Source organism: Streptomyces sp. NBC_00582, from assembly GCF_036345155.1.
Taxonomy (GTDB): Bacteria; Actinomycetota; Actinomycetes; order Streptomycetales; family Streptomycetaceae; genus Streptomyces.
In genome coordinates, this window is the sequence record NZ_CP107772.1 from 1,019,206 (window position 1) to 1,032,717 (window position 13,512).

Genomic DNA, 13,512 nt, shown 5'->3' on the forward strand with positions numbered 1-13,512 from the left:
GGTCGCTGTGTCCACGCATGAGACTGCCGGTTTCGTCGGCGCGCGGCGTGAGTAACCGTTACTCAACTCTGCGGGCGGACGGTGAGCGGCTGCTCCCCCAGTGTCCGGGCCAGCTCGCGGCGGGTCGTGACGCCGAGCTTGGCGTAGGCGCGATGGAGGTGGTTGTCGACGGTGCGCACCGAGAGGGTGAGGGCGCGGGCGATGTCGACGCTGGCGTTGCCGACCGCCGCGAGCAGGGCGACCTCGCGTTCACGGGTGGTGAGGGGCGCGGCGGCGCGGGCGGCCGTCAGCAGCGGGGTGCGTGCGCCCTCACAGCGTGCCGCCGCCGTCGCGGCCCTGCGGCCGGCCGCCGCGGCCCGGCGGGGTTCACCGGCCCGGTGCCAGGCGGCAGCCGCAGCGCTGGCCGCCTCGGCGGTCAGCAGGTCCGCGCCGACGGCCTCGCACGCGTCGGCGGCCCGCAGCAGCCGGTCGGGGCGGTCCACGGCGAGCGCCGCCGCCAGCCGCGCCCGCGCGGGGGCGAGTTCCCCGTCGCAGAGGCGTGCCAGCTCGGTGAGCCGGTCCGTGACCTGGCGGGCACCGCCGAGCCGGGCCACGTCGGTCAGCAGCAGCGCCTCCCCCGTCGCATGGCCGGCGGCACGGGCGGTGCGGGCGGCGGCGACGAGCACCGAGCGGGCCTCACCCACCCGTCCTTCGGCGGCCAGCAGCCAGGCCCTGCCCAGGTGTTCCTCACCGGCCGACAGCAGGCCCGGCTCGGGCGTGGGCAGCTCACCGTGCTCCGCCAGCGCGGTCCGGGCCGCTTCGGGCTCACCCTGTACGGCCGCGCAGGCGGCGAGACCGGCCAGGACCAGGCGCAGGGCCATGGCGTGGTCGAAGGTACGGGCCAGCGCCGCGGCCTCCGCCCACCAGCGGCGCGCGGTCACCGGCCGGCCCGCCAGCCACTCCGTACGGCCGAGCAGGACCGCCAGCCACACCCGCACCACCGAGTCGGCGGCGACGAGTTCGGCGTACGCCGCTTCGCCCGCCCGACGGGCTTCGGCCGGGCGGCCCGCCTCGGTGAGCGCGAGGACGAGCGGGATGCGCTGGAAGGCGGGATGGGAGGCCAGGGCGCGCTCGTCGACCCGGCGGTGCCCGGCGTGGGCGCGCTCCGCCCACACAACGGCCTCGCGGGTACGGCCGACCAGGGCCAGCCCGGCGGGCTTCATCCAGGCGCCGCGCAGCCAGGCGTCGACGTCGGAGGCATCGGCCACGTCCGTCTCCAGGTCCTCCAGCAGGGACAGTCCCTGGGCGGGCTGACCGGCGGCGATCCGTATGAACCCCTCGTTGATCTTGAGTTTGCGGCGGTCCGCGGGACGCGTGATCCGCGCCAGGGCGGCGTCGTTGGCCGCGAGCGCCTCGGCGACGGGGGCGTTGCTCCACAGCAGGTTCGTCGTACGGACCAGGGCGACGGCCAGCGTCTCGCGCTCACCGTCGGCGAGCCGGTCCGCGCGGGCCAGCACGGTCTCGGCCTCGGCCCAGCGGCCCATCTCGAAGTAGGCGTCGCCGAGCATGGAGCGGGTGGCGGTGGTGTGACGGTCCTCGGGTACGGCCTGAAGGAGCGCGACGGCCCGGGCGTAGTCGTGGGCGTGGCGGGCGAGGACCGCGGCCTGGGTGAGCAGGGCGGGGTCGGCGGTGCCGGTGGCGGCCAGCCGCCAGGTCGCGATGCGCAGCGGGTCGCCGCGGCGGCGGGCGCCCCGGGCCTCGGTGCGGGCCGCCTGTTCCAGGAGCAGGGCCCGGCGGCGCAGCACGGGTAGTCCCGCACGCAGTACCTCGCCGTACAGCGGGTGGGCCAGGGACACGGAGGTGCGCCTGCGGTCCTGGGCGACGCGGATCAGCCCGGCGCGTTCCAGGTCCGCCACCGCGTGCGGTGCGGCGACGGCCTCGGCGTCGGCGAGCGGCAGCGGCTCGCACAGCGCCAGCAGCTCCAGGACGGGCCGTGCGGCGAGGTCGGCGCCCGCCAGCCGCGCGCCGACCACCTCGGCCAGCCGCGCGGTGCCGGGCAGCCGGCCCTCGCGCAGTTGCCAGATCTCCCCGTCCTCCGTGAGGTCCCCGGTGGTCAGCGCGCCGAGGACCAGCTCGCGCAGGTACAGCACGTTGCCGCCGCTGGCCGCCGACAGCTCGTGGACCGTGTGCCGGGCGACGGGTCTGCCGAGCGCGGCCGCCAGCAGTTCCCCGATCCGGCCGGGGTCCAGCACGGCCAGGTCGACCCGGCGCACCGAGTCCCCGCCCGTGAGGGCCGCGACGGCCTCGCCGTACGGCTCGCCGGTGCGGACCGTGCCGATCAGCCGGACGGCGCCGGCGTCCATCAGCTGCCGCAGCAGCACCGCCGACGCCGAGTCCAGCAGATGCAGGTCGTCGACGAGCACCACCAACTGCCGCCCTCCCGGCCCCGCGGCGAGGCGAGCGGCGACCGCGGCGAACCCCGCCACCGGGTCGGAGAGATCCACCCCGGCGGGCAGCAGATGCGCGATCGCCCCCAGCGGGACGGCGCCGGCCGCGGCGGTCGCGGTGGCCCGACCCACCCGTGATCCGTCGGCCGCGGCCCGCTCCAGACACTCCTCGGCGAGCCTTGACTTGCCGACCCCCGCCGCCCCGCACACGAGGAAGCCCCGCCACTCGCGGTCCTCCAACGCCGCCGCGAACTCGCCCAGTTCCCGCTCGCGTCCCACCAACGGCCAACGTCCGACTTGATTCCGCACCACGGCTCCCCCCGGAACGACATGACACGCTCAACACCCCGTCCGGCCAGCGTAGGAAGCCACCGTCGGCACGACCAACCGGCGCTCCGGGCGAGCGCGGGTTCCCCAGGCGATCCCTTCGTTACCTCGTCGGCAGGGTGGCGCATAGGGGTCCAAGGCTGCCCGGGACGGGGCGGTCAGGTCGGCGGCTGCCGCTGTTCCAGGTACGCCGTCCCCGACGGCGACATCGTTTTCTGCTGTTCTCGCGGCAGGAGCGTCTGGCGGGACCAGAGGCCCAGCAGTGCCGTCCCGCCGAGCACCAACGGCACCGGGTCCAGGGGAGAAGGAGCCAACGCGTACCCGAGCGCCGTAACCGTGCAGACCGTCAGGGGAATGAATGCCGCCGCGCCCTCTATGCCCCGTCGCAACGCCGGCTTGGCCGTGCCCAGGGCGCTCGCCCCGCCGGGCACCCAGGGACTGACTGCGGCCACCGTCAGTCCCGCGGTGACACAGGCGTCGACCAGCCGGCCGGACATCGACTCGGGCATGTGCGGGCCGGCCGCCCACAGTCGCAGCGTGTCGCCGATCAGCATGAGGGACAGCCCGACGATCCCCACCCACAGCGTGGCTCTCTGTTCGCTCCGTACAAGACGGCGCAGGGCGAACAGAAAGCTGAGGAACACGACCTCCGCCGTCCACAGGACACCGACCAGCCCCGTCTCCGGCTGCCAGCCCGCACCGGTCCCACGCAGCAGCACCCATCCCGTCATGAACACGGCTGCGGCTGTGACGACACCGTCGAGCACCCGCCGCAGCAAAGTGTGTCGACCGGTGCCGTCATCGGCCGCCACCACCAGGCCGGCCATTCCCAGGCCGACCGCGAGCGTCACTCCGGTGACCACCGTCGAACCGAGCAACGATGTCGCATCCCGTCCCGAAGCCGAAGGGTGAGCCGACAGGACGTTGACCGCCCCCCGGTACACACCCCCGGCCACCGCGGAACCCGCCAACAGCAGCAGACGCGTCCGCACCCGTCCCCCACGCACCCCCCACGCACGCAGCAGCAGGGAAGCCGCCAGTCCCCAACAGCCGAAGGACGGCCCCGAAGCCACCATCCGCGCCGCCACGGTCCCGCCCGCCCCCGGCCCGCCGAGACTCAGCGCTGCTCCCACGAGACCTGACACGCCCACCGCGCCCCAGGCCCGCGCCCCGCTCCGACAGCGGCGGCCCGCCCGGACCACGCGTTCGCCCGGCGACTTCTCCAACCCCACCATCAGGCGCGCCTTTCAACCCGTCCCCCCGCCCGCGGGGCTTCCCTGCAACCCCCGGACACACTGAGAGACCGTAAGAGACTCGCAGCCGGCCCCGAACGGAACACTCACCTCATTCACTCGTACTGCGTAAGTGTTTGGCCGGAACCTCCCCTTCTCCGCGCGCGACGGGCCGAGTCGAGCGCTGTGGGGTCACAGGCCGTGGGCGAGGGGGTGCAGCGGTTCGTACAGCGGGAGTTCGGCGCCGCTGGGCAGTCGGATCGCAGTCAGTTTGCCCCAGCGCTGTTCGCTGACCGGGCGGGTGATCTCGACGCCCTTGGCGCGGAACTCGCCGAGCTGGGCATCGAGGTCGTCGCACATCAGGTAGAACTCGTGCTGGGGCGGACCATCGGTCGGGTGCACGGCGACTTCGGCCGGGGGCAGCTTGAAGACGAGCCAGCCGCCACCCGCGTCGACGCCGGGAAAATCGAGGACGTCACGGAGGAAGGCACGGTCCGCCTCGGCGTCCTGGCTGTAGAGGATGACATGCGCACCGCTGATCATGGCTGGCTCCTGCCCGTCGACGTGCCGGCGGTCGTATCGCCGGCATCCTGGCACGCCGAGGTCGAGAAGATCTTCGACCGCGTGGACGACACGGCCACCGAGGTGAAGGTCAACGGACAAACCCGCCCGCTGCCCTCAGTAGCTTGTTCGCGTTGATCGCCGACACCCGGGAGGCCGGGCGGTCGCGCCGGGAACAGCGGATCCGGTCGGCACGGTTGCATCGAGGAGCGCGGTACGCCCGCCGCGCACTCGGACCAAGACATATGTCTGCAGGAGGACTGTTTCATGACTGGCCGGCCCTTGACGCTCATGGCAGTACACGCCCACCCCGACGACGAGGCCACCGGAACCGGAGGAGTCCTCGCGCGGTACGCGGCGGAAGGCGTCCGCACGGTTCTGGTGACGTGTACCGACGGCGGTTGCGGTGATGGACCGGGCGGTGTCAAGCCGGGCGATCCCGGCCACGATCCGGCGGCGGTCGCATCGATGCGCCGCCAGGAACTCGAGGCGAGCTGTGAGGTCCTGAAGGTCGGCGATCTGGAGATGCTGGGCTATGCCGACTCCGGGATGGCGGGCTGGCCGAGCAACGACGCCCCCGGATCCTTCTGGCAGACCCCCGTGGAGGAAGGCGCGGCCCGGCTCGCGGAACTCATGCGGCACTACCGACCTGATGTGGTCGTCACCTACGACGAGAACGGCTTCTACGGCCACCCCGACCACATCCAGGCCCACCGCATCACCATGGCGGCGCTGGAGATGACGGAGCTGACACCGAAGGTGTACTGGACCACGGTGCCCCGCTCGGGGATGCAGCGGTTCGGTGAGATCATGCGCGAGTTCCAGGAGGACATGCCGGAGCCGGATCCCGCCGAGGCCGCCGCGCTGGCCGACATCGGCCTCCCCGACGACGAGATCACCACGTGGGTGGACACCACCGCCTTCAGCGGTCAGAAGTTCGACGCGCTGGCCGCGCACGCCAGTCAGGGCGAGAACATCTTCTTCCTCAAGATGGGCAAGGCGAGGTTCGGCGAGTTGATGGGCATGGAGACCTTCGTACGCGTCCATGACACCACCGGCGCGGCCGTACCCGAGAACGATCTCTTCGCCGGACTGCGCTGAGCCACCCGCCCGGTCCCACGGCTGACAGACGCCGAGAGAGCGGAGCCGGCATGATGCTGGCTCCGCTCCCCCGTGCGGGCGTGTCACCGGGAACTAATGCGCCCCGGGCACGCTCGGGGCGAATGACGGCCTCTTTCGCAAGTTACAGGTCCCCTCAGGCGGGGGTCCGGCGTTGGTCGGTGCCGTTCGAGCAGGAGTGGAGCTGGATCAGGGTGCCGTTGCCGGTGCCGTCGGCGGTACTGGTGCCAGGCGCGTCCAGGCGTCGGCCCGACCCGACGCCCTTGATCGTTCCGGAACCCGAAGGGGGCGCTGAGGAACCGACGTTGAGTGCGTTGAGGACGGCGGTGTAGGCGGGCTTCTTGCTGCCGTTGCCGTTGAACAGCAGCGGCGTGTCCTGCGACCGCCAGGAGTCGGTGTCGCGCACACCCCAGACGGTGATGCCGAGGCAGCGCGGGACGGCCAGGCAGTCGTTGGTCACGTTGGCGTAGGTCGTGGCGGGAGCGTTCTGGATGTCGAGTTCGGTGATCGCCACGTCGACGCCGAGGGCGGCGAAGTTCCGCAGGGTGGTGCGGAAGTTGCCGTTGTAGGGGCTACCGCTGTTGAAGTGCGACTGGAAGCCGACGCAGTCGATCGGCACGCCGCGCTGCTTGAAGTCCCGGACCATGGCGTACACGCCCTGGGTTTTGGCCCAGGTCCAGTTCTCGATGTTGTAGTCGTTGTAGCAGAGCTTGGCGGCCGGGTCGGCGGCGCGCGCGGTGCGGAAGGCGACCTCGATCCAGTCGTTGCCGGTGCGTTGCAGGTTGGAGTCGCGCCGGGCTCCCGAACTGCCGTCGGCGAAGGCCTCGTTCACGACGTCCCACTGCGCGATCTTGCCCTTGTAGTGGGCCATCACGCCGTTGATGTGGTTGATCATCGCCTGCCGCAGTGTGCTGCCGCTGAGGCTCTGCATCCAGCCCGGCTGTTGGGAGTGCCAGGCCAGGGTGTGGCCGCGCACCTTCTTGCCGTTCTGCACCGCCCAGTTGTAGACACGGTCACCAGCGGTGAAGTTGAACTGGCCCCGCTGTGGTTCGGTGGCGTCGATCTTCATCTCGTTCTCGGCCGTCACCGAGTTGAACTCACGCCCTGCGATCGTCGTGTACGCCGAGTCGCCCAGCCTCCCCGAGGCGACGGCGGTGCCGAAGTAGCGGCCGCTCTGCGCCGCCGCGGCGCCGAGCGTGTTCTGGGCGGCGTGTGCGGTCGGCGGCACGACCAGTGCTGCGACCACGCCGAGGACGCCGACGACCAGCGCCAACAGCAGGACGCGGACCTTGCGGCGGACAACGGCTCTGGGAAGGACATACGAGTCCACGACTGTGCCTCCTGGGTACGCGTCGAAGAAGGACTGAAGCGCGGGGGAATACGTGGTCCGCTGCCACGCGGCAGACGGACGGGGCGGGCCGAAACCCGGGCGGTTCTGAATCACCGGACATCGCGGGACCGGGGCGGCAGAGCAGCGGTTCGGTATATCGAATGATGACCGGCGCCTCAGACGGGATGATTGAGGAATTGACGATGCATCGTCAATACTCTTCACAGAAGAAGTTTCGGTTCGGCGCCCGAAACTTACGGAGTCCCGACGAGCCGGCACACCCCCGTGGCGCCGCCGTCCAAGATGCCGCGAGGCCGGGGCCGGAGCGGTTCCGGCCAGTTCAACGGCTTGCCCTCCCCGCAGGGAGGCGCTGTTTGTGGACAGATCGGCCACAGGCCTTGACCCGAGAGCCCTGCATTCCTAGCTTGTGGCGTCAAAGCTTCCGGGAATTCTTCGAAATATTTCGAGATCGTCCCCTCTCCCGGCATGCCCACTCCGTGGTTCATCGGAGTCACCTCACCCCCCACCCCCCAGGAGGCCCTCTTATGTGGTTTCACCTCCCGTCTTCGGTCCGCCTGAGGCGATTACTCGCCGTCCTCGCACCCCTGCTGCTCGTATCGGCCTTCCTCGGAGCCCAGCCCGCCGACGCGGCGAGCGTGGACCCCGACGCCTCGTACGTGCTGGTCAACCGCAACAGCGGCAAAGCCCTGGACGTCTACAACAGGGCGACCGACGACGGCGCCCGCATCGCCCAGTGGACCAGGAACGATCAGAACCAGCAGCAGTGGCAGTTCGTCGATTCCGGGGGCGGCTACTACCGCATCAAGTCCCGGCACTCGGGGAAAGTGCTGGACGTCCAGAACTGGTCCACCGCGAACGGCGGCTCGATCGTCCAGTGGGCCGACCTCAACGGCGCCAACCAGCAGTGGCGGCTGGCGGACAGCTCCGATGGATATGTGAGGCTCATCTCGCGCCACAGCGGCAAGGCCCTCGAAGTACAAGGCACCTCCACCGCCGACAACGCGGACATCGTCCAGTACGACGACTGGGGCGGCAGCAACCAGCAGTGGCGACTCGTCAAGGTCGGCGCCGACACCTCCGGCCCGTGCGATCTTCCGCCGACATACCGCTGGACATCGACGGGCGCCCTGGCGCAGCCCAAGCCGGGGTGGGTCTCGCTCAAGGACTTCACCGTCGTCCCCTACAACGGCAGGCAACTCGTCTATGCGACGACGCACGACACGGGGACGAAGTGGGGTTCGATGAACTTCGGCCTGTTCACCAACTGGTCGGAGATGGCCTCGGCCGGCCAGAACGCGATGTCGACTTCCGCCGTCGCGCCGACGCTCCTCTACTTCGCACCGAAGAACATCTGGGTGCTCGCCTACCAATGGGGCGGGACCGCCTTCTCCTACCGGACGTCGAGCGACCCCACCAACCCGAATGGCTGGTCATCCCAGCAGGTGCTCTTCTCCGGAAGCATTTCCGGCTCTGGAACAGGACCCATCGACCAGACGCTCATCGGTGACGGAACGAACATGTACCTGTTCTTCGCCGGTGACAACGGCAAGATCTACCGAGCCAGTATGCCGATCGGGAACTTCCCGGGCAGCTTCGGCACGGCCTCGACCGTGGTCATGAGCGATACGACCAACAACCTCTTCGAAGCCCCGCAGGTCTACAAGCTGCAGGGCCAGAACCGCTACCTCATGATCGTCGAGGCGATCGGCTCACAGGGGCACCGCTACTTCCGCTCGTTCACGGCCACCAGTCTGAACGGCTCATGGACACCCCAGGCAGCGACCGAGAGCAATCCCTTCGCCGGCAAGGCCAACAGCGGCGCCACCTGGACCAACGACATCAGCCACGGCGAGCTGATCCGCACCAGCCCTGATCAGACCATGACCGTCGATCCCTGCAATCTGCGGTTGCTCTACCAGGGGCGCAGCCCCAACTCAGGCGGCGACTACGGTCTACTGCCCTACCGTCCCGGTCTGCTGACTCTGCAGCGCTGACGGTATGACACGGGTACGGCTCCGGTAGGACGCCGACGTGGCGGGCCTGGGCGCAGGCCAGGTCGGGCGTGTGGCACCAGCAGACGAGGAACCTGCTGGTGCCACATTCACCGGGGAAACTCGGTCATGTGCGCCCGGTGCCCGTGCGAGCGGGCGACGGTGTCCTGCGGTCCCCGTCCGGCTCCGGATCGGCCGGTCCGGGGAGTCCGCCGGGATCGGCCACCGGGACCGGGCGTCCCGGGGTCGACTCCGTGCTCTCGCCGAGGAAGCCGCCCGACTGGTGCTGCCACAGCTTGGCGTAGGCACCGCTCGCCGCGAGCAGTTCCTCGTGGGTGCCCTGTTCGACGACGCTTCCGCGGTCGAGGACGACGAGACGGTCCATGCCGGCGACGGTGCTCAGGCGGTGGGCGACCACGAGGGCCGTACGTCCCTCCATCAACCGCCACAGGGCGTCCTGGACGAGGATCTCGCTCTCCGAGTCGAGCGCGCTGGTCGCCTCGTCGAGCAGCAGGATCGGGGCGTCGCGCAGGATGGCCCTGGCGAGGGCGACGCGCTGGCGCTGGCCACCCGAGAGTTTGACTCCCCGCTCCCCCACCAGAGTGTCGAAGCCGTCGGGGAGTTGGTCGGCGAACTCGGTGACGTGCGCGGCCACGGCCGCCGCGTGGATCTCCTCGTCGCCGGCGCCGGGCCGGGCGAAGGCGATGTTGTCCCGCAGGCTGCGGTGGAACATGGCGGGTTCCTGCGGGACGTAGGCGATCAGTGAGCGCAGGTCGGTCTGGCGCAGTCGGCTGATGTCCTGACCACCGATCAGGATGCGTCCGTCGTCGACGTCCGACATCCTCAGCAGGAGCCGGGTGAGTGTGGTCTTGCCGCCGCCGGACCTGCCGACCAGACCGATTCGTGCGCCTGCGGGCACATCCAGGTCGAGCCCCCGGAAGATCGGCTTCGCACCCGCGTGGGCGAAGGTGACCGCCTCGAAGCGGATGCCGGTGTCCCGCGGTGCGAGCGGTTCCGGTTCCGTCGGGTCGAGCACGATGGGCGGGTCGAGCAGCAACTCGGTGAACTGCGCGGCCTCGGTCATCGAGCTTTCCAGCCGCCGGTAGATCTGGTTGAACTCGAACATGATCTGGGTGGCGTTGGAGTAGTAGGTGAAGGCCACGACGACCTCCTCCACTCCCTGGCCCGAGCCGCCGAAGGCGATGGCGACCGACAGGCCCAGCACGTTGGTCAGCACGGACAGCGGTGCGATCAGGGTGTCGACGCGCAGATTGCCGTAGTCCCACGACCGCAGGGTCAGACGCCGGGAGTCCGCGACGCGGGTGCGGTGTTCGTCGGCCTCCCGCCGCTCGGCCGCGAACGCGCGGATGGTCTCCATGTTCATGAGGCTGTCGGCGACATGTCCGGAGACCCGGGCGAGCGCGGCCTCACGGTCGTTGACGAGTCTCTGGCGGCGGCGGATCAGCGGTGTCGCGGCCACTACCGTCAGCGCGATCATCGTGAGAAGGCCGACGACGAGCATCGGTTCGTAGCTCCACAGCACCACGGCACCGAAGAGCAGAGGGACGAGGCTGCCCACGATCCGGTACGTCACCGTGTCGACGAAGTCCTCGAAGCGCTTGCCGAAGCTCAGCACCCGTTTGGTCAGGGAGCCGGCGAAGTTGTCGTGGAAGAACGCCGCGTCCTTCGCGAGGAGTTCGTCCATGCCGCTCACGTACAGGTGTTCCATGCCGAGGGCGTCCACGCGGTTCAGGCAGTGCTGCCCGACCCGCCACACGGCCTCGGCGAGCAACAGCGTCACGCCGAAGCCCAGCACGTACGGCAGTGCCGAGGTGAGCGTGAAACCGCTGTCGTCGGCGGCCTTCCCCGCCAGTTTGGCGATCAGCAGGGGGGCGATGTAGCGGGTGCCGATGTTGCCCACGGCCGGCAGCAGAAGCGCGGGCAGGGCCAGTCGGCGTAGTCGGATCAGTTCCCGTCCGTAGCGGCGCAGTGCCAGAACGACCGCGCTCCTGCCCGGTGTCGGCGCTTGTGCATCTGTGGTCCCCATTACGCTCCCGGAGGTTCGGAAGTCGGAATTGTCCCGTCAGGGGAGATCCTCAGTCCACGCATTTAACGCGGAATGGCGAGAACCGGGCACCGCCAGCGGTAGGGGGTGGGACCTGGGGTGAGCGCGATGACGTCACCCCCGGTCCCCTGGGGTTCACTCGCAGGAGACGTCGTGGTCCGGCCGCTCGCCCTTCGCGAGGAAGCGCGAGACGGTGGCGTCGCCGCAGGCGTTGCCGTTGTCGAGGTAGGCGTCGTGGCCGGTGGAGTTGACGGTCACCATGACGGCACGGTCGCCGAGGGCCACGCGTAGCTTGCGGGCGCCGGCGAGCGGGGTCGCCACGTCATGCTCGTTCTGGACGAGAAGGATGTTCGACCGTCCCCGGTCGGTGATCCGCACCGGCGCCTGCTCCGGCCGGGGCCAGGAGGCGCAGAGCATCGCGTTCCTCGGCATCCCCGCGGTCAGCGGATACGTCGCCCGGCTGTCGGCGACGCTCTTCTCGTAGGCGGCGGCCGAGGTGGGCCAGGCGCTGTCGTTGCAGATGGTCGCGGCGCCCACCGCGACCGCGTTCTGCATCAGCGGCTCGGGCGGGGCGGGCGGGGCAGGCGGTACGGTGCCCCGGCGTGCGTCCCGGATCAGCTGGGCCAGCTTCGGGAAGTCGTCGGGGTCGTAGAGGTGGTCCAGCATGCTCTGGCGCAGCATGGTGCCGTTCAGCACCTCGGGGTTGGCGCCCGGCCAGGGCAGGGGGTGGCGGTCGAGGCGCGCGGCGAGGCCGAGGAAGACCGACCGCACCTCGGCCGGCGTGCGGGCCACGCGGTCGGGGTTGCCCGGCCGGGAGGCCCACTTCGCGAACTCGGCGAACACGTCCTCGACGCCCTGTTCGAACCCGGCGAGCCAAGCCCGGGAGACCTGGGTGCGGCCGAAGTCGCCGGTGGGATCCAGATTGCTGTCCAGGACGATGCGGTCGGTGCGGTCGGCGAACAGCTCGCTGTAGACGGCGCCGATGTACGAGCCGTACGAGACGCCCCATGCGGAGATCCGCCGTTCGCCGAGCGCGGCCCGGATACGGTCGATGTCGCGGGCGTTGTCGGCCGTGCTGATGTGGCGCAGCAGTTCGCCGCCGTTGTGGGTGCAGGCGTCCGCCATTCGGCGCCCGGCGGCCATGTTCTCGGTGATGGATCCGTCGGCGGCGGGCCAGGGGCGCAGCCTGGAGGGGGCGAGGTCGGAGCGGTCGAGGTCGCAGTCGACCGGTGCGGAGGGGGTGTTGCCGCGCGGGGCGAACCCGATGATGTCGTAGGCCTCCCGCACCTCCTTGGGTAACCGCTGCCCCTTCTCCAACGGTTCGTCGAGGCTGGAGCCGCCGGGCCCGCCGGGGATCAGGAGCAGCGCCCCGCGGCGGGCGCCGGGCTTCTCGCTCGGGATGCGGGAGACGGCGATGCCGATCTTTCGGCCGCCGGGATCGGAGTAGTCCATCGGCACGAACACGGTCGTGCACTCCTGCCGGGCGTCGCGCTGTCCGCTCCCCTCGCACGTGCTCCACCGGAGGGGTTCGGCGGATGCGCCGACCGGCGCGACCGAGCCGAGGATGACGACGGAGGCGGCCGTGATGACTGCGGTTCTCGTGATGTGTTTCCTGATCTCCTTCATGCGGACGAGCCTGGCCGACCATGCCCACCTCGCCCATCCGGGGAACAGCCTGATTCGCATGGGGGGTTACCCCTGTTCCGCCCTCGGGGTTTCCCCCGTGTCCCGTCGTAGCCGGACCTGGCACGAGTGGACCGGTGCCGGCCGGGCTGCCGCCGTTCGCTCCGGCGGCCTTCCTACAGGTCGAGGACCGCGCGGAGCGCGTTGTCGACGAGTTCCTGCTGTTCGGGGCCGATGCTGCCGTGCAGGGTGCCGGTCTCGAAGCGCGGGGCGGAGAGCTGGAGGAGGTTGACGGCGACCAGGGAGGCGTCGACCGGAGTGGTCAGATGCACGCTCATCGCCGTGTCGGGGTGCTGCGCCGGAGCGTGGAGCACCAGGACGACCACGGCGCCGTAGGCCTCGGCGAGCCCGTCGAGGCTGACCACGAGAACGGTACGCGTGCCCTTCCCCGTGTCGACATCCCAGACGTCCCCCTTGCGGATCGTCACAGGGCGTCGCCCTCGCCCGCGAGGTCGAGGGGCGCGATGGAGGCGAGCTTGCGTGCGGCGTCGAGCGTCATCTGCCGACGTACGGCGCGCAGGATGTAGTCGTTCAGTGACGGGGCGCCTGCCGCGGCGTCGCGCAGCGGCTTGTCCATGGCGTCGGGGATCCGCAAGGTGATGGCAGTCATGCAACCAAATCTAGTGGCATAGGTGCCGTCACCGGAAGCCTTTCCCCACCGGCAGGCCGAGAGCCCGTCCGTCAGGGGAGCGGGATGCCGTTGGCGGCTCGCAAGGAGCGGGTACCCGGTGGCCCGCACCGCACATCGGACAGACTC

General features: G+C 70.5%; 10 protein-coding genes and 1 pseudogene. 3 read left to right on the plus strand and 8 right to left on the minus strand.

All coding sequences use genetic code 11. The features are described 5' to 3' along the window. Nucleotides 1-62: 62 nt before the first annotated feature. The 3 genes from OG852_RS04035 to OG852_RS04045 form a co-directional block, all read right to left on the minus strand. Entirely contained in the window at nt 63-2,705 is a 2,643-nt protein-coding gene (locus tag OG852_RS04035; RefSeq protein WP_330347103.1) for a LuxR C-terminal-related transcriptional regulator, read from the minus strand. A gap of 206 nt (nt 2,706-2,911) precedes the next feature. Next, nucleotides 2,912-3,988, minus strand: coding sequence for a hypothetical protein (locus tag OG852_RS04040; RefSeq protein ID WP_330347104.1), 1,077 nt, complete (start codon nt 3,986-3,988; stop codon nt 2,912-2,914). Nucleotides 3,989-4,177: 189 nt separating this feature from the next. Further along, nucleotides 4,178-4,528 carry a VOC family protein gene (locus OG852_RS04045; RefSeq protein ID WP_133916124.1) on the minus strand — a complete coding sequence of 117 codons (351 nt, stop codon included), beginning with the start codon at nt 4,526-4,528 and terminating at the stop codon, nt 4,178-4,180. On the opposite strand from OG852_RS04045, the gene OG852_RS04050 reads away from it, so the two are divergent. Beyond that, nucleotides 4,511-4,684: a hypothetical protein gene (locus tag OG852_RS04050; protein ID WP_166663674.1), complete on the plus strand. Its 174-nt coding sequence runs from the start codon at nt 4,511-4,513 to the stop codon at nt 4,682-4,684. The two genes, OG852_RS04045 and OG852_RS04050, sit on opposite strands and share 18 nt — an antisense overlap. A gap of 129 nt (nt 4,685-4,813) precedes the next feature. Beyond that, nucleotides 4,814-5,647, plus strand: a complete 834-nt coding sequence (locus OG852_RS04055; protein ID WP_133916125.1) for a PIG-L family deacetylase — start codon at nt 4,814-4,816, stop codon at nt 5,645-5,647. 169 nt (nt 5,648-5,816) lie between these two features. Here the strand turns inward: OG852_RS04055 and OG852_RS04060 are convergent. Then, nucleotides 5,817-6,995 (minus strand): annotated as a pseudogene (locus OG852_RS04060) (endo-1,4-beta-xylanase); the annotation flags it as partial. Nucleotides 6,996-7,540: 545 nt separating this feature from the next. Between OG852_RS04060 and OG852_RS04065 the strand changes: the two are divergent. After that, complete coding sequence (locus OG852_RS04065; protein ID WP_330347105.1) at nt 7,541-9,010, plus strand: non-reducing end alpha-L-arabinofuranosidase family hydrolase; 1,470 nt, start codon at nt 7,541-7,543, stop codon at nt 9,008-9,010. Between the two features lie 124 nt (nt 9,011-9,134). On the opposite strand, the gene OG852_RS04070 is transcribed toward OG852_RS04065, so the two are convergent. From OG852_RS04070 to OG852_RS04085, 4 genes are all read right to left on the minus strand, one after another. Next, nucleotides 9,135-11,054, minus strand: a complete 1,920-nt coding sequence (locus OG852_RS04070) for an ABC transporter ATP-binding protein (RefSeq protein ID WP_330347106.1) — start codon at nt 11,052-11,054, stop codon at nt 9,135-9,137. Nucleotides 11,055-11,207: 153 nt separating this feature from the next. Further along, complete coding sequence (locus tag OG852_RS04075) at nt 11,208-12,698, minus strand: alpha/beta hydrolase (protein ID WP_330347107.1); 1,491 nt, start codon at nt 12,696-12,698, stop codon at nt 11,208-11,210. A gap of 173 nt (nt 12,699-12,871) precedes the next feature. After that, nucleotides 12,872-13,183, minus strand: a complete 312-nt coding sequence (locus tag OG852_RS04080) for a hypothetical protein (protein ID WP_208117301.1) — start codon at nt 13,181-13,183, stop codon at nt 12,872-12,874. After that, nucleotides 13,180-13,365 (minus strand): hypothetical protein, encoded by a 186-nt coding sequence (locus tag OG852_RS04085; RefSeq protein WP_133916130.1) that lies wholly within the window; start codon nt 13,363-13,365, stop codon nt 13,180-13,182. The genes OG852_RS04080 and OG852_RS04085 overlap by 4 nt, the downstream gene beginning before the upstream one ends. Between the last annotated feature and the right edge of the window lie 147 nt (nt 13,366-13,512).

What these genes read in the sequence shown, in the direction of transcription:
- OG852_RS04040 (WP_330347104.1), bottom strand. Translation starts at nt 3,988, where the DNA reads ATGGTGGGGTTGGAGAAGTCGCCGGGCGAACGCGTGGTCCGGGCGGGC.
- OG852_RS04050 (WP_166663674.1), top strand. Translation starts at nt 4,511, where the DNA reads ATGCGCACCGCTGATCATGGCTGGCTCCTGCCCGTCGACGTGCCGGCG.
- OG852_RS04045 (WP_133916124.1), bottom strand. Translation starts at nt 4,528, where the DNA reads ATGATCAGCGGTGCGCATGTCATCCTCTACAGCCAGGACGCCGAGGCG.
- OG852_RS04055 (WP_133916125.1), top strand. Translation starts at nt 4,814, where the DNA reads ATGACTGGCCGGCCCTTGACGCTCATGGCAGTACACGCCCACCCCGAC.
- OG852_RS04065 (WP_330347105.1), top strand. Translation starts at nt 7,541, where the DNA reads ATGTGGTTTCACCTCCCGTCTTCGGTCCGCCTGAGGCGATTACTCGCC.
- OG852_RS04070 (WP_330347106.1), bottom strand. Translation starts at nt 11,054, where the DNA reads ATGGGGACCACAGATGCACAAGCGCCGACACCGGGCAGGAGCGCGGTC.
- OG852_RS04075 (WP_330347107.1), bottom strand. Translation starts at nt 12,698, where the DNA reads ATGAAGGAGATCAGGAAACACATCACGAGAACCGCAGTCATCACGGCC.
- OG852_RS04085 (WP_133916130.1), bottom strand. Translation starts at nt 13,365, where the DNA reads ATGACTGCCATCACCTTGCGGATCCCCGACGCCATGGACAAGCCGCTG.